Origin of the sequence: Streptomyces sp. H27-D2, from assembly GCF_035828615.1 — a bacterium.
GTDB lineage: Bacteria > Actinomycetota > Actinomycetes > Streptomycetales > Streptomycetaceae > Streptomyces.
Window position 1 is genome coordinate 63,244 of sequence record NZ_JAYMZR010000008.1, and the last position, 23,143, is coordinate 86,386.

Genomic DNA, 23,143 nt, shown 5'->3' on the forward strand with positions numbered 1-23,143 from the left:
GCGACTTCACGCCGGGACGCCTGTCGGGGCGGGGCTGCCGTGGAGCGCCTCCACGGCGCTCACCAGGGGGGCCAACTCCGGCTGCCGCGCGGCCTCGTCGAGAGCCTCGCGCAGGGCGGCGTCATGCGTCGGCCGGGCCTCGGCGAGCAGCGCCCGGCCGGCGTCCGTCACATCGGTGTAGATGCCGCGCCGGTCGGTGAGGCAGAGGTAGCGAGTCAGCAGCCCGCGGTCCTCCAGCCGGTTCACCAGCCGGGTCGTCGCGCTCTGGCTGAGCACGACGGAGTCCGCCAGCTGGTTCATCCGCAGGTGGCCGCCCTCGCCGTCGTGCTGGCCGCTGAGCACATTGAGGACGGAGTACTCGCGGACGCTGAGCTCGTGCTTCGGCTGGAGAGCGCGCTCGATGTGGCTCTCGATCCTGCCGTGCAGCAGGGAGAGCGCGCACCAGCCCTGGGCGAGGCCCTGTCCGGCGCTGTTCGGATTCGACATCCCACGGCCTCCTTCAACTGAGACTTCCGCGGTCCGCGGCTGTGCCGACGATTGTGCTCCAGGATAGGCCACCGGCGAAATAGCCCGCGTTTGCAATGAAGGGTGAATGCCGGCGGGGCGACCCGTTCGTCAGCTTCGGCCGGCTGCCGACCTCACTGAGCCCGCTGAGCCGACCGAGTCCGCTGAGCCGGCGGTCATCCGGGCGGAGACGCGGTCGGTGCGAGCGCGTCGGCCGCGCTTTGTCATGCCCCAGGGCTTGAGCACCGAGATCACGGTCATGAAGAGGTACGCGGACAGCGCGACGCTGGGCGCGGCGACCAGATTCGGGGCGACGGTGATCGCGTGGCCCGTGGCGGCCTCGGCCGAGGCTTCGGCGGCGGCGCTGTTGATGCCGGGCCGCAGCGCGAGCGCGGACGCGACGGCTGTCACCAGGGTCAGCCAGAACTTGGCGTAGATCCAGCGGTGCCGAGCGAGCCCCCAGGGCGTGCCCAGGGACAGCACCAGGCCGCTGACCAGGGTGGCCAGGCTGATCGGGATGATCAGCCAGTCGCCGAACACCTTCATCGAGCGGTAGGCGGCCTCGGCGGCGGCCGGGGATTCGGTCACCGCGGCCGTGATTCCGAGCGCCAGCAGGCCGAGCGTGAGCCCGAACCAGCCGACGGAAGCGGCGACATGGACGACGAGGTTGGCCCGGCGGGCCGGTCGGGAGAACTGCATGTCCTCCACGGTGTCGTGCGGGGCCGCCTGTGGCGTCGCACGGCGGGAGTATCCCTGGAGCCTCCGCAGGGAGCAGGGAGCAGGGAGCAGGGGGCAGGGAGCAGGGGGCAGCGAGCGGAGGCCGGGTGCCGCGGCATGCCGGGGTAGGGCTCCGGGAAGGGCGGCCCCGCCCGGAGCACGGTGGCCCTCCGCCCAGGGGCAGCCCCGCCGGAGCCCGTAGCGGCCCCTGCCCTTAGCGCCCCCGCGTGGGCATACGCTCGCGTCCATGGCGAAGCTGCATCTGTTCGACCTGGACGGGACCCTGCTGTACGGCTCGGCCGCGCCCGTGGAGATCTCCCGGCAGCTCGGGCTGGTCGAGGAGATCGGCGAGTTGGAGCGGGCGTTCGCCGGCCGGCTGCTGCCGCCTCCCGAGTACGCGCGGCTGGTCCGCGAGCTGTGGGCGGATCTCACGGTGGAGCAGGTCGCCGCGGCCTTCGACGGCGCGCCCTGGCTCGCGGGCATCCGCGAGGTGTGGGCGGACATCAGGGCCCGCGGCGAGCGCTGTGCGGTGATCTCGCTGTCGCCGAACTTCTTCGTGGAGCGGCTGTTGGGCTGGGGCGCGGACGCGACGTACGGCTCACGCTTCCCGACGGTGCCGTTCCGCGAACCGGTGGACCTGGCGGGCATCCTGGCCCCGGCCGCGAAGGTGAGGATCGCGGATGAACTCTGTGCGAAGTTCGGCCTGACCCGTGCCGACTGTGTGGCGTACGGGGATTCGATGTCCGACGTGGAGTTGTTCGGGGCGCTGCCGATGTCCGTGGCGATGAATGCGGACCACCATGTCAGCGACCTCGCCTCGCATACCTATACGGGTCGTGATCTGCGCGAAGCCTACGAACTGGTGCGCATTGATGGCTTCGGGCACGGCAATCGGTGACGCGGACATTACCCCAGGTAAGACTGCGTGGATCCGGGCTTGTGCTTTCAAGCGCTGCCGGTATGGTCGACTCCGGTTTCCTGGCGGGGTATTGCCGTGGGGCCGCAGAGGACGCGTCAGCCTAACGGGAACGGTGCCTTCGGCACCCGGACTTCCGGCTATTTGTCCGATGCGGTACCCGGTCGTGGCATGCTCCAGAGACAACAGCTGTACCTCATGTCACACGAAGTCGAACTTCGTCGCATTTGGTGGGATTCGTTGGGATAGTCGAGCGGGTTCATCGGCCCTGAAATGAAACGGAGAGAAGCGGGCACCTTCTGACCCTGAAGGTGCGAAGACCGACCGAAAGAAGTTCGAGGCGAGGCAGAACATGGACGCTCCGACCACCAGTTCAGCCGATAACGGCACCTCTGGCGGTAACAGCGGCGATTGGGGATGGTTCAGTACGGCGAAGAAGCCGACTGAGTCCCAGCCGCAGGGTCAGGACGAACAGGAGCGGATACCGAGCCGACCGGTCAGTTCGATAAGACCGGTTGGGACCGGCGCGACACGCGGTCGTACGGCCCCCGAGCCCGCACCGCCGCCGGCCGCGCCGCAGCAGGAAGCGCCGCAGCAGTCCGTACCGCCGCAGTCCGGTCCAGCGCAGGAAACCGCGCGCCGCGAACCCGCGCCGCCACGACAGCCCGCAGCCGCACAGCGACAACCGCAGGCGGCGCCGCGCGAACAAAATACGCAGCAGGAAGCGCGGTACGAGCCGACAGCGGCGCACGAGTCGGCAGCACCGTACGAGCCCGTGGCAGCGCCCGAGCCGACAGCAGCGCACAAGTCGGCAGCACCGTACGAGCCAGTGGCAGCGCCCGAGCCCGAGCGCACGCCGCCTCCCCAGGCGGTCGCGCCCCCGGCGCAAGCGGCCACCCCGGCTGCTTCGCAGGAGCCCGCGCCCCTGCCGCAAGCCCCCGCGCCCCCGCGCGAGCCGGCCGCGCCCAGGGACGACGCGTCGCCCGACACCATCCTCATCCGCCGGACACTGGCCGAGATCGAGCCCATCGCCGACAAGGTGACCTCGTACTTCTACGCGCTGCTCTTCGTCCAGCACCCCGCGCTGCGGGAGCTGTTCCCCGCCGCGATGGACACTCAGCGGGACCGTCTCTTCCAGGCGCTGCTCACCGCCGCCAAGCACGCGGACAACGCCGAAGTGCTCACCGACTACCTCTCCCACCTGGGCCGCGGCCACCGTAAGTACGGCACCAGGGCTGAGCACTACCCGGCCGTCGGCGAGTGCCTGATCGGCGCGCTCACCCGGTACGCGCCCGAGACCTGGAGCCCGGCGGCGGAGGCCGCCTGGGTGCGCGTCTACACGGCGATCTCGCAGATCATGATCGACTCCGCGGCCGCCAGCGAGCTGACCGCGCCGCCCTGGTGGCAGGCCGAGGTCGTCTCGCACGACCTGCGGACCGCCGACATCGCGGTCGTGACCGTGCGTCCCGACCAGCCGTACCCCTTCCTCGCGGGCCAGTACACGAGCCTGGAGACCCCGTGGTGGCCGCGGGTGTGGCGGCACTACTCGTTCTCGGCCGCGCCCCGTTCGGACGGTCTGCTCTCCTTCCACGTCAAGGCGATCCCGGCCGGCTGGGTGTCCAACGCCCTGGTGCACCGCGCCAGGCCGGGCGACATCGTCCGGCTCGGCGCACCGGCCGGCTCGATGACGGTCGACCACAGCACCGACGACGGGCTGCTCTGCCTGGGCGGCGGCACCGGCATCGCCCCGATCAAGGCGCTCGTCGAGGACGTGGCCGAGTACGGCCGCAAGCGCCCCGTGGAGGTCTTCTACGGCGCTCGCAGCGATCACGACCTGTACGACATCGACACCATGCTGCGGCTCCAGAAGTCGCACTCGTGGCTCTCGGTCCGCCCGGTCGTCTCCGACGGGCCGACGCTCACCAGCCTCACCGGCCGGCTGCCCGACGCGGTCCGCAGATACGGCCCGTGGAACGCGTACGACGCCTATCTGTCCGGCCCGCCCGGCATGATCCGCAGTGGTGTGACCGCCCTGGTGGGGGCCGGGATTCCGTCCCATCGCATCCGGCACGACTCCATCGAAGAGCTGGTCGCGGCCGGAGAGTGAGACTGTGGATCACATCGAGCATGAGCGTGCGCCGGTCCCGGGCGACCTGTTCAACAATCCGCGGGCCCCGGTAGCCGCCCCGCTCCCCGACGGCTCCGAGCCCGCCGACGCTCCCGGCGGCGACGGCCGCGTCGGCCCCGCCAGTGCCGGCCCCGCGCACCGCGCCGGTCATGCCGCCCCTCCCAGTCGCTCCGGGCGGCCAGGCCGCCACTCGGGGCCCTCCGGGGCGTCCACGGGGGCGCGTTCGGCGGGCGGTCCCGGCAGCGACGGCGAGCACGCGCTGCAACGGCGGCTGGGCAGCGCCGAGCGCGCCGACCGGTTTTACGACGAGCAGGTCCTCGACCGCCTCAACCCGCGGATGCGCGAGTTCGTGGGCCGGCAGGAGATGTTCTTCCTGTCGACCGCCGACCGGCACGGCGAGTGCGACAGCACCTTCCGGGCCGGTCCGCCGGGCTTCCTGCGGGTGCTGGACGAGAAGACGCTCATCTACCCGGAGTACCGGGGCAACGGTGTGCTGGCGAGCCTCGGCAACATCGAGGAGAACCCGCACCTCGGCATCCTGATGATCGACTTTCACCGGGACCGGATCGGGCTGCACGTCAACGGACGGGCCCAGGTGCGGCCGGACGCCGAGGTCCGGGCCGACCATCCCGGCCTGCCCGTCGACCCGGTCCCCGGGCGGCGCGCGCAGCTCTGGGTGCACGTGGAGGTCGAGGAGGCGTACATCCACTGCGCCAAACACATCCCGCGGATGCAGCAGACGTCCTCACAGCAGACGCCCCCACAACAGGCGCCCTCTCAGCAGACGCCTTCGCGACAGGCGGGCGACTGGGGGACGGACGACCAGCGGCGCAAGGGCGGCGATTTCTTCGGCGCGGCCGCCGGCGCGCGCGACTACGGCCCGTCGCGGCGCGGCTCGTCCGAGCGGACCGCGCGGAGCCGGCGGCACGACGCGTGGCGCGAGGAGGCGGAGCGGATCGTGGCTGACGCGCGGGAACGGCGGGAGGCGGACGACCGGCAGCCGTTCCGGGGCTGGTTCGGTTAGCTCGCTGTGCGGAAACGTGCCTGCGCCGGCTCGGGGCGGGGGGCGCGCAAGCCGTAAAGCGCGCCCCCGTCAGACGCGGGGCGCGCGGGGGCCGCAGTCCCTCGCCCGGCCCGCTGGCGGCGAAGTCGAACCGTGTCCAGGGTGAACAGGCTGTCGCGCGGGGCGCCGCGCACGACCATCGCCGACCAGCAGCCGCCCCCCAGCAACAGCACCCCTCACCTCACTCCAGATCGTCCGCGAGCAGCGCCCGTACCCCCTCGATGTTGGCGTCCAGATACGCGCGCAGCGACGGCGGCACGACCTCGACCGACGCGACGCCCTCCCGGGTGAACGGGACGCGGACGACGTCGTACTCGCCGCACGGCTCGTCCACCTCGGGGCCGTGCCGGCGGGAGAGGTCCATCGACTCCAGTCGGCAGACGAAGAAGTGCTGCACCTTCACGCCGTGCGCGGCGTGGTGGGTGCTGTGCGAGACGGTGTCGACGAAGGCGGGGACCACGTCGGTGACCTTCGCGCCCAGTTCCTCGTCGACCTCGCGGTGCAGCGCCGCGACGACGGTGGCGTCCTCCGGCTCGACCCCGCCGCCCGGAGTGATCCAGTAGGGTTTCTCGCCGGGTTTGGTCCGCTTGATGAGGATCATCTCCTCGCCGTCGAGGAGGATGGCACGGGCGGTGCGCTTGACCACGAGTCGATCGGTCATGGGAGTGATGTGGCCCGGCGCGGGGCTCTTGAAACTCCTCACCGCGCACGGGTACCAGCAGGCATCAGCCGATGACGTTCGGTATCACCAGTCGACGGCGGCGCGCAGCAGCCACTCGTGGGTGCGCGCGATGTGCGGCAGACCGAGCGTCCCGGTCCGCACCACCAGGAAGTACGTGCGCAGCGGCGGCACCGGCGGGTCGAGCAGGGCGACGATCTCGCCGGTGTCCAGCGCGTCGGCGCACAGATAGCGCGGCAGCACGGCGAGCCCCGCGCCGGCCGTCACGCACGCCAGTACGGCCCGCAGGTCGGCGACGACGACGGTGCCGGTGACGGCGGGCTCGGTGTCGAAGACGGCCGTCCAGTAGCGGGTGACGAGCGGCAGGCTCTCGTGCACCTCGACGACCGGCACGTCGCGCAGCGCGCTGACGCCTCTGGCGTGCAGCACCGCGGGTCCGCCCAGCCGGGCAGCCCAGCGCGGGGAGGCGACCAGCACGTGTTCCTCGTCGCAGAGCGCGGTGGCGCTGAGCAGTCCGCCGCGCGGCCGGGCAGTGGTGATGGCGAGGTCGTGGTGCCCGGCGGCGAGGCCGGCCAGGATCTCCTCGGCGGAGCCGAAGGTGGCGCGCAGGGCGAGGCCGTGCGGGATCAGGGCGGCGAGCGCGGGCAGCGCGCGCAGCGAGGTGAACTCCGGCGGGCCCGCGAGGTGCAGGGTGCGGGGCGCGGACCGGTCGTCGGCGTCGTCGTCCGCCTCGGTGATCGCGGTGAGCGCGTCGAGGTGCGGGGCGATCTTGTGGGCGAGTTCGTCGCCGACGGTGGTAGGGGTGACGCCGCGGGCCTTGCGCAGGAACAGGGGGCGGCCCAACTGCTGTTCCAAATGGCGTATCTGGCTGGTGACGGCGGGCTGGGACAGGCCAAGGAGCGCGGCGGCCCGGGTGAAGGACCCGGCTCGGTGCACCGTGACGAACGTGCGTAAGAGAGCCAGATCCATGCGTTGCTCCTCGGCTCGGCGGTCGGCTGGACGTGCCCGATCCTCGCGCAACTATAAATATGTCGATAGGACTGTGCCGCTAGGGTGATTGGACACTGACGCAGAGTCAACTAGCCTTGCTGATGCGGTTCTTGATGCTCGGAACCGGGGTGGTTCGAGCCACGAGGGGGGAGGCTCGAACCACCCGATTACGTACCGCCCCGACACACCCGCGGTCCTGCCCGCGGCGCGGGCCGCCTCGTCCAGCGCGCGCAGCGCGTCCGTCACCAGGTCGGCAGGGTCCTCGACGCCCACCGAGAAGCGGATGAAGCCTTCCGGAACCGCGTCTCCGCCCCAGCGTCCGCGCCGCTCCGCGGTTGACCGTACGCCGCCAAAGCTGGTTGCCTCGTCCACCAGTCGCAGTGCGCTCAGGAAGCGCTCCGCGTACGCCCGGTCGGGCAGCGTGAAGGAGACCACGCAGCCGAATCGGCCGCCGCGCATCTGGCGTACGGCCAACTGGTGCGCGGGGTCGTCGGGCAGCCCGGGGTGGCGCAGCCCGGTGACGTCGGGGCGCTCGCGGAGCGCCTCGGCGAGCGTCATCGCGCCCGCCGCCTGCTGGTCGACGCGCAGCCGCAGGGTCGCCAGCGAACGGTGCGCCAGCCAGCTCTCCATCGGGCCGGGGACGGCGCCGATCGACTTGCGCCAGAGCCGCAGCGAGGCGGCCAGCTCGGGGTCGCGGCAGGTCGCGTAGCCGAGCAGTACGTCGCCGTGCCCGGTCAGCGCCTTGGTGCCGCTGGCGACGGAGAAGTCCGCGCCCAGTTCCAGCGGGCGCTGGCCGAGCGGGGTGGCGAGGGTGTTGTCGACCGCGACCAGCGCGCCGGCCGCGTGTGCGGCGTCGGCGAGCCGGCGTATGTCGCACACGTCGAGGCCGGGGTTGGACGGCGTCTCCAGCCACAGCAGTTTCGCGCCGTCGATCAGTGCGAGCTGCGCGTCGTCGGCGGTCGGCGCGGTGCGCACCTCGACGCCGTACGAGGTGAGCCGCTCGCGGAGCAGCGGCAGCGCCTGGTAGCCGTCGGACGGCAGGACGACGGCGTCGCCGGACGCGACCCGCGACATCAGCACCGCCGCGGCAGCGGCCATGCCGGACGGGAAGATCACGGTCTCGGCCGGGACGCCGGGCGACTCCAGCTCGCTGATCGCCTGCTCCAGCAGCGTCCAGGTCGGGTTCTCCTCGCGCCCGTAGCGGTACGGTCCGGTAGCTTCGCCCGGAAGGTGGAAGTGGGCGGCGAAGACCGGTCCGGGCAGCGTCGGCTCGTACGCCTGCGGCTCGGGCAGGCCGGCCCGTACGACGCGGGTGCCGTCGCCGTTGTCGCTGCCGTCGCCGGCGCTGGGGTGGTCGGGGGTGGGGTGACCGGAACTCGGCCGGTCGGGACCGGGCCGGTCGGGATCGGGATGGTCGGGATCGGGATGGTCGGGATCGGGATGGTCGGGACCGCCCCGGCCGGGGTCGGGGCGGCTGTCGTCGGGCCTGGGCCCGTCCGCCGTCCGGGGCACGGCGATCAGTCCTCGTCCGGCATGATCATGTTCAGCGCCCAGGAGACGATGCTGATGATCAGGCCGCCCAGCACGGCGGTCCAGAAGCCGTCGACGTGGAAACTCAGTTCCAGCTTGTCGGCCAGCCATGAGGTGAGCAGCAGCATCAGCGCGTTGATGACCAGCGTGATGAGGCCGAGCGTGAGGATGAACAAGGGCAGCGACAGCAGCTTCACGACCGGCTTCACGAGGAAGTTCACCAGGCCGAAGACGAGCGCGACCAGCACCAGGGTCAGTGCCTTGCGCCCGGTACTGTCGCCGCTCAGCGTGATGTCCTGGATCAGCCAGATGGCCACGGCCAGGGCTCCCGCGTTGGCGAGCGTCTTGACTACGAAATTCTTCATGGTGTGATCGTTGCAGAAGAGGCCACGGCGGCAAGGGGTGGGACGGGCATGAAGGCATTCCGGCTGGAAGAGCTGGAGGCGGAGCGCGCCGCGAACGACGGCGCGTACCTCCAGTTCCTGCGCGAGCGGAACATGTCGGTCGGGCTGTACGCGCTCAGCGCGGGCACGGTCGATCCGCAGCAGCCGCACGGCCAGGACGAGGTGTACATGGTCGTGAGCGGCCGGGCGGCGATCACCGTCGGCGCCGAGACGACCGAGGTCGCGCGCGGCAGCGTGGTCTACGTACCGGCGGGCGTGCCGCACAAGTTCCATCACATCAGCGAGGATCTACGGGTCATGGTGGTCTTCTCTCCCCCTGAGAGCTGAGGGCCGGGCTCCGGTTCCCGTAGGGGACCGGTCGGGGGAGGACCGGGGCTGCGGCGTCCCCATCCGCCCCCGGCCCGCCCTAGCATCGAAGGTGCGCAGAGGTAGTCGAGACTCAATGGAGAGCAGGGGAAGACAGTGGCGGCGAAGGAGATATTCGCGGGCTTGCCGTGGTGGGTGAAGTGGGTCGCGGTGCCGGTCATCGCGATCGTCGTCTTCGGCGGCCTGATCATGAGCGTGATCGGATTCGTGATCGGCCTGCTGTTCAAGGTGCTGATCTTCGTGGCGCTCGTCGCCGGGGTGATCTACCTGGCGCGGAAGTTCATGTCGGGTTCGTCTTCTTCGCGCAGCGACTGGTAGGCGGGCGGGCGCGGGCGGCCCTGCGCGGTAGGGCTGCCCGGAGTGGAGACTGCGGCTGACGGCCGGGTCGGGACTGTGTCCCGGGCCGGCCGTTTGGGCGTGCGGGCCCTGTCGCGGGGCCCGTCGCGCGGCTCGTCTTACGGACGCTAGGCCGGGGGAGCTAACTCGCAAGCTAATCGTCTTTGCGTCAGGAGTGGTCACGTTAGAGTGCAAATCACTGTCGTCTTCCTCATGGTGACGCTCCGTTTTGGCCGTTAAAGCTCAGGCCGGTACGGCGTGTCGGCGGTGGAGCCCTGGGGAGGCGTGGCTGACGCGGAGGCGGGCTCCGCGTGCGGGCGCGCGCCCGCGTCGGATCCTGGGGATGGTATTGGCGATGGTGAACGGCGAAGCCGTTGCCCACCCGACCTTGATCGGGTCGGTGCGGCGGGCGCTGCGGCTCCTGGAGGCCGTTGGCTCGCATGCCGGCGGAGCGCCCGCGAAGCAGCTCGCCAGGGAGACCGGCATTCCGCTGCCCACCACCTATCACCTGCTGCGGACGCTGACCCACGAGGGATATCTGCACCGGCGGGGCGGCGTGTTCGTGTTCGGCGAGTCGGCCGAATTCCTCGGCACCGCCGGAGCCCGTCAGCGGCGGCGCGCGCAGCTCGGCGATGTGCTGGCGGAAGCGAGCAAAGCGCTCGGTGCGGCCGTCTACTTCGCCGTCTACCGGGATGGCGAGATCGAGGTGGTGGCCGTCGCGGACACACCCGATCACCCAGCCGTGGCGGAATGGGTGGACTTTCGTGCGACCGGCCACGCTCACGCGATCGGTAAGTGCTTGCTCGGGCAACTGGACGAGCAGGCCCGCAGGGACCACTTCGCGCGCTACCCGGTGCACGCGCTCACGCCCTATTCGGTGGCCGACGAGCGGGAGCTGATGCTGCGTCTGGACGCGGCCCGAGCCGGCCAAGTCGTGTACGAGCGGCAGGAGTACGTGCTCGGGACGGTGTGCGCGGCTGTCCCGATCTCGGTGGGTTCGGCGGTCGCGACCTTGGCGGTTTCGCTGCCCCTGAACCAGGGCGAACGACTACGCCCCGTAGCGGAAGAACTACGTTTAATGGCCGAAAAGGCGCTCACGTCGCTTTCTTTCTCTATCAGTATCTGAAAAATCACTCCTTGTGATCTGCTAGCCGATGACGCACCATGGCGTCAATAGGGCCATGGGGGACTATTCCCGGCCATCTCCTGCACCTTTGGGGAAGTGGAAGATGAGTGACACGGTTCAGGCGCAATTGATGATGAGCTTCCTCGTTTCCGAGGAGCTCTCGTTCCGGATTCCGGTCGACCTCGAGTTCGACAGTCACGATCCATATGCCATCCGACTCACCTTCGACCTCCCCGGCGATGTGCCGGTGACCTGGTCCTTCGGCCGGGAGCTGCTGCTGGACGGGCTCAGCGGCCCGTCCGGCGAGGGCGACGTCCGCATCGAGCCGTCCTCGGACGAGCACCTCGCGGATGTGTTCATCCGGCTCCAGGTGGGCGCGGAGGGCGCGCTGTTCCGCTCCGGCGCCCCGCCGCTGGTCGCCTTCCTCGACCGCACCGACCGGCTGGTCGCGCTGGGTCAGGAAGAGGTCTGCGGCAACCTCGACGCGGAGCTGGACCGCATCCTCGCCGGTTCGCAGAGCGCCGGCTGACGAGGCTGCTGAACGAGGCCGCTGACGCGGTCTCAGCGACCGGGGCTACCGCTTGCGCCGCCGTCCCGACGGGCCCCGTGAGGGCCTGCCGCGCTCATCCGGCGCGGCGGGCGGTACGGGCGGCCCGCCGGGCGCACCCGGCGAGTAAGGCGGCCCGGTCGGCCCAGCCCCAGCCCCAGCCCCGGTCGGCCCAGCCCCAGCCCCGGCCGACCCGGCCCCGGCGGCGACCCCGGTCCCCAGGGCCGCCGCCCCAGCCGTCTCCCCGGCCGCCTTCGACCGCGTACGGTCCGCCGAGACGACCAGCGCGGCCAGCAGCGTGGTCACCGGGACCGAGGCGACGAGGCCGATGCTGCCCACCAGCGTCCGGACGATCTCCTCCGCCACGATCTCGCTCGTCGCGACCGTCCCGACATCGCTGCGCGCGATCGAGAAGAGCAGCAGCAGCGGCAGCGCCGCGCCCGCGTAGGCCAGCACCAGGGTGTTGACCACCGACGCGATGTGATCGCGCCCGATCCGCATCGCCGATACGTACAACTGCCGCCATCCCAAGGACGGATCGGCCTGTTTCAGCTCCCACACCGCCGAGGTCTGGGTGACGGTCACATCGTCGAGCACGCCGAGCGAGCCGATGATGACCCCGGCCAGCAGCAGGCCGCGGATCTCGATGCCCGGATAGAGCCCGTGCACCAGCCCGGTCTGGTCGTCGGTGTTGCCGCTCAGCTGCGCCCAGCCGATGAAGAGCGAGCCGAGCAGCCCGATCAGCAGCAGCGAGACGAGGGTGCCGACCACCGCCACCGAGGTGCGGGCCGTCAGCCCATGGCACATGTAGAGCGCGATCAGCATGATCGCGCTGCCTCCGACGACCGCGACCAGCAAGGGATTCGACCCCTGCAGGATCGCGGGCAGGATGAACAGGATCAGGATTCCGAAGCTGACGGCCAGCGCGATCAGCGCGAAGAGGCCGCGCAGCCGCCCGACGGCGATGACGGCGAGCGCGAAGAGGCCCGCCAGCAGCGCCATCGGGAAGGTGCGGTCCACGTCCGTCACCGAGTACTGGAGCTCCTTCGGCGCCTTCGGGGCGTACGCGACCACGACCTTCTGGCCGGTCGTGTAGTGCCGGGAGGCGTCGGGGGTGACGACGGCGGGGAACGTGCGGCCCTTGTCCTTGCCCGTCGTGACCTGGATGGCAGCCCGCTCGCAGTTGCCCTTGTCCGGCGGGGCCTGCGACGAGCCGTCGCCGGACGTCGGGGGCTGCTGTCCCTGCTCGGGCTGGGCGTTCACCGCCGCGCAGTCCACCTCCTCGACCTTGGTGACCCGCGCCTGCTGGGTCTGCTGGTCGAAGCCGACACCGGTGCGCTCGTGGTCCGGCGCGCCGCCCGGCCACAGCGCGAGCAGGCCGACGACGACGGCGGCGGCGAACGGGATCAGCACCGCCGCGATGACCTTGCGCAAGTGCCGGGAGACGGGTGCGGCGGGGCCGTGGCCGTGCGAGTGGCCGTGGCTGGAGCCGGGCGGCGGGGGGCCGGGTTCGGTGTGGGTCACCGCCCGATCATCGCAAGAATGACGGGGCCCCCCTGGCCAGCTCGCCGCAGCGACCGCTAGCGTGGGGGCACCTTTGCAATCGCGGGAGCTCGGAGCACCGGGCTGAGAGGGCGCTGACCTCCGTACGGGACAGCCGGCTGAAGCCGGTGGTCCGCTTACGGATATCGCTGCGTCGACCGCTGAACCTGTTACCGGGTAATGCCGGCGTAGGGAGTAGGTCTCATGACCGTTCAGGATGCACGCACGCCCGAATCCGCCCAGGAAGCCCCGAAGGCGGCGGCTGCCGATCGCGAAATCGGCTGGCACAAGGGCTACATCGACGGATCCAGGCCGGATCTGCGGGTGGCCGTGCGCCAAGTGCACCTCACCAACGGCCGCGATGTGACGCTGTACGACACATCCGGCCCGTACACCGACCCCACCGTCGAGACGGACGTCCGGCGCGGCCTCCAGCCGCTCCGGGAGAACTGGATCATCGGCCGGGGCGACACCGAGGACTACTCGGGCCGCGAACTGCGCCCCGAGGACGACGGCCTCAAGCACACCTCACCGCGCGGCGGCCTCAAGAACCTCGACGCGGTCTTCCCTGGCCGGCCGCGAGTGCCCCGCCGGGGCCGGGGCGGCGCCGCCGTCACGCAGCTCGCTTACGCCCGGCGCGGCGAGATCACTCCGGAGATGGAGTACGTCGCGATCCGCGAGAACGTCTCCCCCGAGGTCGTCCGCGAGGAGATCGCGGCGGGCCGGGCCGTCATGCCGCTGAACGTCAACCACCCGGAGATCGAGCCGATGATCATCGGCAAGCGGTTCCTGGTGAAGGTCAACGCCAACATCGGCAACTCGGCGGTCTCCTCCTCGATCGAGGAGGAGGTGGACAAGATGACCTGGGCCACCAAGTGGGGCGCCGACACGGTCATGGACCTGTCCACCGGCCGCAACATCCACACCACCCGCGAGTGGGTGCTGCGCAACTCCCCGGTCCCGATCGGCACCGTCCCGCTCTACCAGGCGCTGGAGAAGGTCGACGGCAAGGCCGAGGAGCTGACCTGGGAGATCTACAAGGACACGATCATCGAGCAGGCCGAGCAGGGCGTCGACTACATGACGGTGCACGCCGGCGTGCTGCTGCGGTATGTGCCCATGACGGCCCGCAGGAAGACCGGCATCGTCTCGCGCGGCGGCTCGATCATGGCCGCGTGGTGCCTCGCGCACCACAAGGAGAGCTTCCTCTACGAGAACTTCGCCGAGCTGTGCGACATCCTCGCCTCGTACGACGTCACCTACTCGCTGGGCGACGGCCTGCGACCCGGCTGCATCGCGGACGCCAACGACGAGGCGCAGTTCGCCGAGCTGCGCACGCTGGGCGAGCTCAACACCATCGCCAAGGCGCACAACGTGCAGACGATGATCGAGGGCCCGGGGCACGTCCCGATGCACAAGATCAAGGAGAACATCGACCTCCAGCAGGAGATCTGCGACGAGGCTCCGTTCTACACGCTCGGCCCGCTGACCACCGATGTGGCGCCCGCGTACGACCACATCACCTCCGGCATCGGCGCGGCGATGATCGCCTGGTGGGGCACGGCGATGCTCTGTTACGTCACCCCCAAGGAGCACCTCGGGCTGCCGGACCGCGACGACGTCAAGACCGGCGTCATCACCTACAAGATCGCCGCCCACGCGGCTGACCTGGCCAAGGGCCACCCCGGCGCCCAGGACTGGGACGACGCCCTCTCGGACGCCCGCTTCGAGTTCCGCTGGGAGGACCAGTTCAACCTGGCCCTCGACCCGGACACGGCCCGCGAGTTCCACGACCAGACACTGCCGGCGGAGCCGGCGAAGACGGCCCACTTCTGCTCCATGTGCGGCCCGAAATTCTGTTCGATGAAAATCTCCCAGGACATCCGCCGGGACCACGGCGGCGACATGGGCATCGACGCCGAGGCGGGCATGGCGGAGAAATCCGCGGAGTTCGCGGCGGCGGGGAACCGGGTGTATCTGCCGATCGCGGACTGACGACGGGGCGTTACGGCGCTACCGCGCTGAGCCTGGCCCGGAACCGCGAGCGGATCGCGCGGTTTCGGGCCGGCAGGCTTTGCCCCGTCGCGGCACTAGTCCGGCTGATGGTCCGGCCCCCCGTAGTCCGGGCTGGTGAAGTCCGGGCTGCTGAAGCGCGGTCGTGGGGCCGCGCCGCCGCTGTCGGCCGCTGGGCTGCTGAAGCCCGGGCGGGAGTAGCCGAGGTCGGGTGTGGGGCTGTGGTTGGAGCGGCGCTGTACGTAGGGCGGGGCCGCCGCGCCGTTGCGGGTGGCCGGGTCGGCCAGGGCCTCGCGGAGGAACGGCAGCATGCCGCGGTCCAGCAGGGCCATTTCCCAGGCGTCCTTGGCGATCGCCACTTCGACCGGCAGCTCCGCGGCGAGCGAGTCCCGTACGGAATTCGCCCCGTTGCGCAGCGCCGTCAGCAGCATCCCGGCCATCGCGACCAGGAAGCCCGCCGCGGTCAGCGCCGCGAAGAGCCAGCCGGCGGTGATCAGCGGCTGGGCGGCCGATGGTTCCGGGGTGATCATGTGCAGGGCGTAGCCGACGAGCAGGAAGATCGCCGCGGCGGTGCCGGCCAGCACCGGCGCGAGGACGGCGACGACCGCGATCAGGCCCGCGCCGGAGCCTTCGGTGACCTCGCCCATGGTGATGGCGATGCCGAGGCCGCCCGAGCCGCCGCGCTCGGCGCTCTGCTCGCCGCCGGCGACGGACGTCGCCGCGGCCGGTGCGGGTTCGCGTGCTTCCTGGCGCGCCTTGCAGAAGTGCTCGTACTCGGCCGCGGCGCAGGCCGAGATGGCGGCCATGGCGCTGAGGGCCATGGTGCGCAGCTGTTCGGTGTTCAGCCGCATCCCGGCGGCGCCGAGCGCCGGGCGGTATTCCGAAGTGTGCAGTGCGTCGTCGAGGATCCGCTCGAATTCCGGGCGGTCCTCGGGCAGCAGATGCGAAGCGCTGTTCATGTGCATCCCCCGATGCTCCGTAGGGCCTTGGTGTCTTCGGCTCTTCGCCGGACAGTGGGGCGGAAACGGAGGAGAGCCTGCTACGGATAAAGCGATGGTAGAGCGATTCCGGCATGGGGTGACAGGGAGTTCACAGATTTTGCCCGACCCGGCGGAGTGTCCACCTTTTCCGTGTGTCTGCCCTGATAATCGTCAGTCAGCCTTCAGATGGCCAGAGGTAGTTGGACCACCAGCAGTTTTCCGGCCATCGTGACGCCTCCGTCCATCGCGACGGCCAAGCCGTCGGCGTAGACATGAGGCCCCTGGACCACATGAGTACCGTTGCTCTCACCGTCCTCGGAGCCGACTTCGCCCAGGAGGTAGGGGATCGGGCTGTGCCCGTGCACGACGCGCTGTCCGCCGAAGGTCCCGATCAGTTCGCGTACGGCTTCCGGGCCGTCCTCGTCGCGGAAGGCGAAGCGCTTGGTGAACTTGCGGAACAGGTCCCAGCATTCGTCGGCGTTGCCGCGCTGGAGGGCTTCGGTCACGCTGTCGTTGACGGCCTCGATGGAGTTGCCGTAGTCGAGGTAGGCGGTGGTGTCGGAGTGCACCAGCAGGTGCCCGTCCTCCACGGCCATCGCGTCCAGCCGGGACATCCACTGCAGGTGGTGGTCGCGCAGCCGGTCCATGTCGCTGCGCTGGCCGCCGTTGAGCAGCCAGGCGGCCTGGAAGGTGGCGGTGCCCGCGCCGGAGCTGACGCTGCGGTCGCCGAAGCGCTTGGCGCCGAGCAGCAGCAGTTCGTGGTTGCCCATCAGGGCCTTGCAGTAGCCGCCGGCGGCCGCGGCCTCGGCGGAGAGCTGCATGACGAGGTCGATGACGCCGATGCCGTCGGGTCCGCGGTCGGTGAAGTCGCCGAGGAACCACAGGCGGGCGTTGCCGGCGGACCAGTGGTCGTCGGCGTCGATGAGGCCCTGGGCGCCGAGGGCGGCCCGGAGTTCGTCGATGTAGCCGTGCACGTCGCCGACGACGAAGAGCGGGCCGGGGCCGGCGTCCGGGTCCTGGGGGGCGCTCACGTGGCTGAGCGCGACCGTCTCCTGGTCGTCGGGGAAGCGGGCTCCCGCGCCGATGACCGGTAGGTCGCGCTGAGTGGGGGTGTACCCCTGTGAGTCGTACGAATCCGAGGCGTGCGGGGGCGGCGGGGGTTCCGCCGCCATGCTCCGCACGTCAGGTCCCTGACCGGCCCCCTGCGTCATTGACCCCTCCACCATCGCGCCGCCGTGCACCTCTCGGACCTTGCCTGGTCGACGGCGGTCCGCAGTGTCGTCCGCCCATCATAGGAATGCTGGTCGGGGCTTGTGACGCACCAGGGGGTCGTCAATCGCGATGACCCGGGCGAGCGCTGGTGTTTTCTTCCGATATACCCCGTTAGCGGCAGCGGGTGGTGCCGGTCAACAGCCGACGACCTGGCCGGATCCCTATCGGTCCGCACCGGGTCCGCGCCGAAGTTCCGCTCGGGACGGGCTGTCGGGACACCCGGTCGGGGGGTGGTCGGAGGCTCTGCCGGGAGTTCGTCGGGGCTGCGGGGCGGGGGCGCGCGGCCGCGCCTGCGCGCCGGACGCGCGCACCGGTCCGCCCGCTGCCGGGTCGCGCGCCCCGGCTCGCATGCTCCGGGTCGCGCGACCCTGCTCAGCCGTAGCCGGTCCTGGTTCGGCCGCCCTGTGCGCCCCGGGGCCCCTCCCCCGGTTCAGTCGCTCCGGGGGGCTCGGGGTCTGCTGACGGTCGTGCGGTGCGGCCGGCGCATGGACGAGGTCCGCACGATGAGCTCGGTCGGTATCACCTGCTCGACCGGACGGCCGGTGTCCAGCCCCTCGATCGCGTCGATGAGCATCTGCACGACGGCGGTGCCGATCCGGCGTGGCTTGAGGGAGAGCGTGGTGACCGGCGGCTCGGTGCTCGCGTAGACGGTGCTTTCGCTGCAGCAGACGAGCAGCAGGTCCTCAGGGACGCGCAGTCCGTAGCGGCGTGCGGCGGCCAGCAGGTCGGTGCCGTTGGGGTCGAAGAGCCCGTACACGGCGTCGGGCCTGTCGGGTCTGGCGAGCAGCCGGTCGGCCGCGACGGCGCCGGCGCACGGGTCGTGGGCCGGGTAGGACTCGTACACGGGGTCCTGGCCGACCCGGGCGCACCAGGAGAGGTACGCGGTCGTGGACAGCCGGGTGTAGGTGTCGGTGGTGGTGCCGGTGAGCAGGCCGATGCGGCGCGCTCCGGCCTCCGCGAGATGGTCGAGGAGGCCGATTACGGCGGCCTGGTGGTCGTTGTCCACCCAGCCGGTGACCGGGAGGGCGCCGCCGGGGCGGCCGTCGCTGACCACAGGGATGCCCTGGCGGACGAGCTCGGTGACGACGGGGTCGCCGTCGGCCGGGTCGATGACGACGGTGCCGTCGAGGGCGACGTTGGACCAGACGTCGTGTCGGGAGGTGGCGGGGAGGATGACGAGGGCGTAGCCGCGGGCGAGCGCGGCGGAGGTGGCGGCTCGGGCCATCTCGGCGAAATAGGGGAATTCGGTAAAGGTGAAGGGTTCATCCCCGTAGGTGGTCACCGTCAGGCCGATGAGGCCCGACTTGCCGGTACGGAGGGTTCGGGCGGCGGCGGACGGGCGGTAGCCCAACCGGTCGGCGACCTCGCGGACATGGCGCCGTGTGGCGTCGGGCAACCGGCCCTTGCCGTTGAGCGCGTCGGAGACAGTTGTGATCGAGACGCCCGCCGCGGCGGCTACGTCCCGGATGCCCGCTCGCCCCAACCGGCGACCGGTTGTCCGATTCACCTGGTGTTTCCCTGCTGCTGTCATGGCGAGCCGATAGTAGGGCTCGGCTGGTCCATTCTCGGCGAGACCGCTCGCGCTGTTGACAGGCACGTTTCTGCATGGGTGTTCTCGCTCAATGACCATGGAAAACCAGGAAGTTAGGGGGCCCGGCGGCCTGGAGAGGGTCATTGGGTGGCCTGGTCCTGCTGATGAGGCGATGTTTCGGGGAGGTCTCAACTCACCCTCACGGGGGATGCGCGCCACGGCGCGGGCCACGGGCGCACGGGCTATCGCGGAGCGCGCCCCCTCGGGTCGCACACCGCTCGCGGGGTGCCGGGGCGCGCCCCCGGGACCGGTGCCGCAGGCGGCTTCTCCGCTCCCCCTCGGTCCGCCCGTACGGCTCATGGGGTAATCCTCATAAGGTGTGGAGCATTGCTGTGCACGGATGGTCGAGGAGGACCTGCGGTGACCGAGAACTACCCCAGACTGCGCGCCGAGCTTGACGGCATTCCGACCTATAAGCCGGGGAAGCCCGCGGCTTCCGGCGGCGCGGCCGGCTACAAACTGTCCTCCAACGAGAACCCCTATCCGCCGTTGCCCGGCGTCCTGGAGAGCGTGATCGGCGCGGCCGGCGCCTTCAACCGCTACCCGGACATGGCGTGCACCGAGCTGATGACGGAGCTCGCGGAGCACTTCGGGGTGCCGGCCGGGCATCTGGCCACGGGCACCGGCTCGGTCGGCGTCGCGCAGCAGTTGGTGCAGGCGACGACCAACGCCGGCGACGAGGTGATCTACGCCTGGCGGTCCTTCGAGGCGTACCCGATCATCGTCCAGGTCGCCGGCGCGCAGTCGGTGCGGGTGCCGCTGACCGACGGCGAGGTGCACGACCTCGACGCGATGCTCGCCGCGATCACCGACCGGACCCGGCTGATCTTCGTCTGCAACCCCAACAACCCGACCGGCACCATCGTGCGACGGGCCGAGCTGGAGCGCTTCCTGGACCGGGTGCCCGGCGATGTGCTGGTCGTGCTGGACGAGGCGTACCGCGAGTTCATCCGGCCCGGCGCGGGCGAGGCGGACGAGATGCCGGACGGCATCGAGATCTACCGGGACCGGCCCAACGTCTGTGTGCTGCGGACCTTCTCCAAGGCGTACGGGCTGGCCGGGCTGCGGGTCGGCTTCGCGGTGGCGCACGAGCCGGTCGCGGCGGCGCTGCGCAAGACGGCGGTGCCCTTCGGGGTGAGCCAGCTGGCGCAGGACGCGGCGGTGGCCTCGCTGCGCAGCGAGGCCGCGCTGCTGGAGCGGGTGGACTCACTGGTGGCCGAACGCGGCCGGGTGCACAGCGCACTGGCGGCGCAGGGCTGGACGCTGCCGGAGGCGCAGGCGAACTTCGTCTGGCTGCGGCTGGGGGAGCAGACGCTGGACTTCGCGGCGGCGTGCGACCGCGCGGGGGTGACCGTGCGGCCGTTCGCGGGCGAGGGCGTGCGGATCACCATCGGCGAGACGGCGGCGAACGACCTGATGCTGGGGGCCGCGGAGGCCTTCCGCAAGGAGATGTAGCGACTGAGGACCGGTAGCTGACCGGTAGCGGTCGCGGGGTGGGTCGGCGCGGGGCGCTGACCCACCCCCCTCGTTTGTCCGAAAGCAGGTGCGGCATAATGCTTGTGAATGTGAACGCTTTCACAAGCGTGTCTCGTACATCCCGGTCCGTCCGGGAACATCGGGGCAAACCGCCGCTGTGACCACGGGTGACGTAAGGAGACCGACGTGGACCTCGCTTTGGCGCCGGAGACATTGGCGCGCTGGCAGTTCGGCATCACCACCGTCTACCACTTCCTCTTCGTCCCGCTCACCATCAGCCTCGCGGCCCTCGTCGCCGGGCTGGAGACGGCGTGGGTCCGTACGGGGAAGGACAAGTACTTCCACGCCACGAAGTTCTGGGGAAAGCTCTTCCTGATCAACATCGCGATGGGTGTGGTCACCGGCATCGTGCAGGAGTTCCAGTTCGGGATGAACTGGTCCGACTACTCGCGCTTCGTGGGAGACGTCTTCGGCGCCCCGCTCGCGATGGAGGCGCTGCTCGCCTTCTTCCTGGAGTCCACTTTCATCGGCCTGTGGATCTTCGGCTGGGACAAGCTGCCGAAGAAGCTGCATTGCGCGTGCATGTGGGTCGTCTCACTCGGCACGGTGCTGTCGGCGTACTTCATCCTGGCGGCCAACTCCTGGATGCAGCACCCGGTCGGCTACTCCGTCGACAAAGAGACCGGCAAGGCCCAGCTCAACGACATCTGGACGGTGCTGACCCAGAACACGGCGCTCACCCAGTTCTTCCACACCATCACCGCGTGCTTCCTGGCCGGCGGCGGCTTCGTGATCGGCATCGCCTCCTTCCACCTGTGGAAGTCCAAGCGGCGGCGGCAGGCCGGGCAGGAGGCCGGCGCGGACGAGCGCAAGAAGATCGGCGTGATGCGCACCTCGCTGCGGGTCGGCCTGGTCATCGCGGTACTCGCCGGAGCCGGCACCGCCATCAGCGGCGACACCCTCGGCAAGGTGATGTTCGAACAGCAGCCGATGAAGATGGCGGCGGCCGAAGCGCTCTGGGAGACCCAGGAGCCCGCGCCGTTCTCGATCTTCGCGGTCGGCGACGTCAGCAAGGGGCACAACGACGTCGAGCTGTCCGTCCCCGGAATACTGTCCTTCCTCGCGCACAACAACTTCTCCGACGCGGTCCCCGGCATCAACGACGTCGCCCGGCAGGAGGCGAAGCTGTACGGGGGAGAGCCGGACGACTACATCCCGAACATCTTCATGGCCTTCTGGGGCTTCCGGCTGATGATCGGATTCGGGATGACGTCCTTCGTCGCCGGACTCTTCGGTCTGTGGACGACGCGCAGGAAATGCTGGGTCGCGCCCGGGTTCCGCACCGCGGACGACGAAGTGCCGCGGCTGATGCTCACCAAGAAGCGCGAGCTCGGCCCGTTCTTCACCAAGTGGTCCTGGCGCATCGGGATGCTCACCCTGCTCTTCCCGATCGTCGGCATCTCCTTCGGCTGGATCTTCACCGAGATGGGCCGTCAGCCCTGGGTCGTCTACGGGCTGATGAAGACGGCGGACGCGGTGTCGCCGAGCGTGAGCACCGCCGAGGTCATCACCTCGATGCTCGTCTTCACGCTGCTCTACGGCACCCTCGCGGTGATCGAGGTGAAGCTGATCGTGAAGTACGTCAAGGCCGGGCCCGACACGGACGAGACGCCGCCTGCCAAGGACCCGAAACTGCGGCTTCCCGGCGGGGGCGGCGGTGGAGACGGCGACGGCTCCGATCCCGGCTCCGACGCGGACGCCGACCGTCCGATGACCTTCGCCTACTGACCTCGGGAGACGGACAACCATGGAACTCCACGACGTCTGGTTCGCGCTCATCGCCGTCCTGTGGATCGGCTACTTCTTCCTGGAGGGCTTCGACTTCGGTATCGGAGTGCTCACCAAGCTCCTCGCGCGCGGTCAGAAGGAACGCCGTGTGCTGATCAACACGATCGGCCCGGTCTGGGACGGCAACGAGGTGTGGCTGCTCACCGCGGGCGGCGCGACCTTCGCGGCCTTCCCCGACTGGTACGCGACCTTGTTCAGCGGCTTCTACCTGCCGCTGCTGCTCATCCTGGTGTGCCTGATCGTGCGCGGTGTCTCCTTCGAATTCCGGCACCAGCGCGACGACGAGCGCTGGCAGCGCAACTGGGAACACGCGATCTTCTGGACCTCGGTCATCCCCGCCTTCCTGTGGGGAGTGGCCTTCGCCAATATCGCGCACGGCGTGCCGATCGACGCGGACAAGGAGTTCACCGGCAGCGTCCTCACGCTGCTGAACCCGTACGCGATCCTCGGCGGCCTCGTCACGCTGGTGCTGTTCACCTTCCACGGGGCGGTGTTCGCCTCGCTCAAGACGGTGGGCGACATCCGGGTACGGGCCCGCAAGCTGGCCGGGGTGCTGGGCGCCGTCGCGGTGCTGCTCGCGCTGGTCTTCCTGGTCTGGACGCAACTGCACGACGGCAACGCGCGCGGCCTGGTCGCCGCGGTCGTCGCGGCGCTGACGCTGGTCGGGGCGGTGGTCATGATCAAGCTCGGCCGGGAGGGCTGGTCGTTCGCGCTGTCGGGCATCGCCATCGCGGCCGCGTTCGCGCTGCTCTTCCTGTCGATGTACCCGGACGTGATGCCGTCCTCGACGCGCGACGCCTGGAGCCTCACCGTCTCCAACTCCTCGTCCAGCCCGTACACCCTGAAGATCATGACCTGGGTGGCCGGATTCATGACCCCGGTCGTGGTCGGCTACCAGGCGTGGACGTACTGGGTGTTCCGCAAGCGGATCGGCACTCAGCACATGCCGGCCGGGCACTGAGGCCTGAATCCGGCCGGACGTTGAAGACCGACTCCGGCCGGATGTCGAGGTCCGACTCCGGCCGGACGTTGAGGTCCGACTCCGGCCGGACGTTGAGGTCCGACTCCGGCCGGACGTTGAGGTCCGACTCCGGCCGGACGTTGAGGTCCGACTC

General features: G+C 70.3%; 21 protein-coding genes. 11 read left to right on the top strand and 10 right to left on the bottom strand.

All coding sequences use genetic code 11. The features are described 5' to 3' along the window. Positions 1-6: 6 nt before the first annotated feature. Positions 7-486 (bottom strand): MarR family winged helix-turn-helix transcriptional regulator, encoded by a 480-nt coding sequence (locus QMK28_RS05480; protein WP_326435839.1) that lies wholly within the window; start codon positions 484-486, stop codon positions 7-9. Positions 487-615: 129 nt separating this feature from the next. Next, complete coding sequence (locus tag QMK28_RS05485) at positions 616-1,203, bottom strand: DUF2269 family protein (RefSeq protein ID WP_326435840.1); 588 nt, start codon at positions 1,201-1,203, stop codon at positions 616-618. Positions 1,204-1,468: 265 nt separating this feature from the next. Between QMK28_RS05485 and QMK28_RS05490 the strand changes: the two genes are divergently transcribed. From QMK28_RS05490 to QMK28_RS05500, 3 genes are all read left to right on the top strand, one after another. Beyond that, on the top strand, positions 1,469-2,119 hold the full coding sequence (locus tag QMK28_RS05490; protein WP_326435841.1) for an HAD family hydrolase: 651 nt from the start codon (positions 1,469-1,471) through the stop codon (positions 2,117-2,119). A 370-nt stretch (positions 2,120-2,489) separates the two neighbouring features. Then, complete coding sequence (locus QMK28_RS05495; protein WP_326435842.1) at positions 2,490-4,244, top strand: globin domain-containing protein; 1,755 nt, start codon at positions 2,490-2,492, stop codon at positions 4,242-4,244. Positions 4,245-4,524: 280 nt separating this feature from the next. After that, a complete protein-coding gene (locus QMK28_RS05500) occupies positions 4,525-5,289 on the top strand; it encodes a pyridoxamine 5'-phosphate oxidase family protein (RefSeq protein ID WP_443050548.1) in 765 nt (254 codons plus the stop codon). A 220-nt stretch (positions 5,290-5,509) separates the two neighbouring features. On the opposite strand, the gene QMK28_RS05505 is transcribed toward QMK28_RS05500, so the two are convergent. The 4 genes from QMK28_RS05505 to QMK28_RS05520 form a co-directional block, all read right to left on the bottom strand. Further along, positions 5,510-5,989, bottom strand: coding sequence for an NUDIX hydrolase (locus tag QMK28_RS05505; protein ID WP_326435844.1), 480 nt, complete (start codon positions 5,987-5,989; stop codon positions 5,510-5,512). An 84-nt stretch (positions 5,990-6,073) separates the two neighbouring features. Next, positions 6,074-6,976 (bottom strand): LysR family transcriptional regulator, encoded by a 903-nt coding sequence (locus QMK28_RS05510; protein WP_326435845.1) that lies wholly within the window; start codon positions 6,974-6,976, stop codon positions 6,074-6,076. Between the two features lie 51 nt (positions 6,977-7,027). After that, positions 7,028-8,509, bottom strand: a complete 1,482-nt coding sequence (locus tag QMK28_RS05515) for a cystathionine gamma-lyase (RefSeq protein WP_326435846.1) — start codon at positions 8,507-8,509, stop codon at positions 7,028-7,030. Positions 8,510-8,514: 5 nt separating this feature from the next. Beyond that, entirely contained in the window at positions 8,515-8,892 is a 378-nt protein-coding gene (locus tag QMK28_RS05520) for a phage holin family protein (RefSeq protein WP_326435847.1), read from the bottom strand. A 48-nt stretch (positions 8,893-8,940) separates the two neighbouring features. On the opposite strand from QMK28_RS05520, the gene QMK28_RS05525 reads away from it, so the two are divergent. The 4 genes from QMK28_RS05525 to QMK28_RS05540 all read left to right on the top strand — a co-directional run bounded on the left by QMK28_RS05525 (position 8,941) and on the right by QMK28_RS05540 (position 11,288). Then, positions 8,941-9,258: a cupin domain-containing protein gene (locus QMK28_RS05525; RefSeq protein WP_326435848.1), complete on the top strand. Its 318-nt coding sequence runs from the start codon at positions 8,941-8,943 to the stop codon at positions 9,256-9,258. Between the two features lie 135 nt (positions 9,259-9,393). Then, positions 9,394-9,615: a DUF5326 family protein gene (locus tag QMK28_RS05530; RefSeq protein WP_326435849.1), complete on the top strand. Its 222-nt coding sequence runs from the start codon at positions 9,394-9,396 to the stop codon at positions 9,613-9,615. Between the two features lie 373 nt (positions 9,616-9,988). Next, positions 9,989-10,759 carry an IclR family transcriptional regulator gene (locus tag QMK28_RS05535; protein WP_326435850.1) on the top strand — a complete coding sequence of 257 codons (771 nt, stop codon included), beginning with the start codon at positions 9,989-9,991 and terminating at the stop codon, positions 10,757-10,759. Positions 10,760-10,862: 103 nt separating this feature from the next. Continuing rightward, entirely contained in the window at positions 10,863-11,288 is a 426-nt protein-coding gene (locus QMK28_RS05540; protein WP_326435851.1) for an SsgA family sporulation/cell division regulator, read from the top strand. Between the two features lie 45 nt (positions 11,289-11,333). Here QMK28_RS05540 and QMK28_RS05545 read toward each other — a convergent pair whose 3' ends face one another. Then, on the bottom strand, positions 11,334-12,830 hold the full coding sequence (locus QMK28_RS05545) for a YibE/F family protein (protein ID WP_326435852.1): 1,497 nt from the start codon (positions 12,828-12,830) through the stop codon (positions 11,334-11,336). Between the two features lie 222 nt (positions 12,831-13,052). Here QMK28_RS05545 and thiC point away from each other — a divergent pair, with 222 nt between their 5' ends. Continuing rightward, complete coding sequence (gene thiC / locus QMK28_RS05550; RefSeq protein ID WP_326435853.1) at positions 13,053-14,843, top strand: phosphomethylpyrimidine synthase ThiC; 1,791 nt, start codon at positions 13,053-13,055, stop codon at positions 14,841-14,843. 95 nt (positions 14,844-14,938) lie between these two features. Here the strand turns inward: thiC and QMK28_RS05555 are convergent, their stop codons facing one another. The 3 genes from QMK28_RS05555 to QMK28_RS05565 form a co-directional block, all read right to left on the bottom strand. Further along, on the bottom strand, positions 14,939-15,820 hold the full coding sequence (locus QMK28_RS05555) for a hypothetical protein (RefSeq protein ID WP_326435854.1): 882 nt from the start codon (positions 15,818-15,820) through the stop codon (positions 14,939-14,941). Positions 15,821-16,023: 203 nt separating this feature from the next. After that, a complete protein-coding gene (locus QMK28_RS05560; protein WP_326435855.1) occupies positions 16,024-17,067 on the bottom strand; it encodes a metallophosphoesterase in 1,044 nt (347 codons plus the stop codon). A 476-nt stretch (positions 17,068-17,543) separates the two neighbouring features. Next, positions 17,544-18,644, bottom strand: a complete 1,101-nt coding sequence (locus tag QMK28_RS05565; RefSeq protein ID WP_326435856.1) for a LacI family DNA-binding transcriptional regulator — start codon at positions 18,642-18,644, stop codon at positions 17,544-17,546. A 420-nt stretch (positions 18,645-19,064) separates the two neighbouring features. On the opposite strand from QMK28_RS05565, the gene hisC reads away from it, so the two are divergent. From hisC to cydB, 3 genes are all read left to right on the top strand, one after another. Next, positions 19,065-20,159 (top strand): histidinol-phosphate transaminase, encoded by a 1,095-nt coding sequence (gene hisC, locus QMK28_RS05570; RefSeq protein ID WP_326435857.1) that lies wholly within the window; start codon positions 19,065-19,067, stop codon positions 20,157-20,159. Positions 20,160-20,366: 207 nt separating this feature from the next. After that, complete coding sequence (locus QMK28_RS05575) at positions 20,367-21,968, top strand: cytochrome ubiquinol oxidase subunit I (RefSeq protein ID WP_326435858.1); 1,602 nt, start codon at positions 20,367-20,369, stop codon at positions 21,966-21,968. A 19-nt stretch (positions 21,969-21,987) separates the two neighbouring features. Next, positions 21,988-22,989: a cytochrome d ubiquinol oxidase subunit II gene (gene cydB / locus QMK28_RS05580; RefSeq protein ID WP_326435859.1), complete on the top strand. Its 1,002-nt coding sequence runs from the start codon at positions 21,988-21,990 to the stop codon at positions 22,987-22,989. The last annotated feature ends 154 nt before the right edge of the window (positions 22,990-23,143 follow it).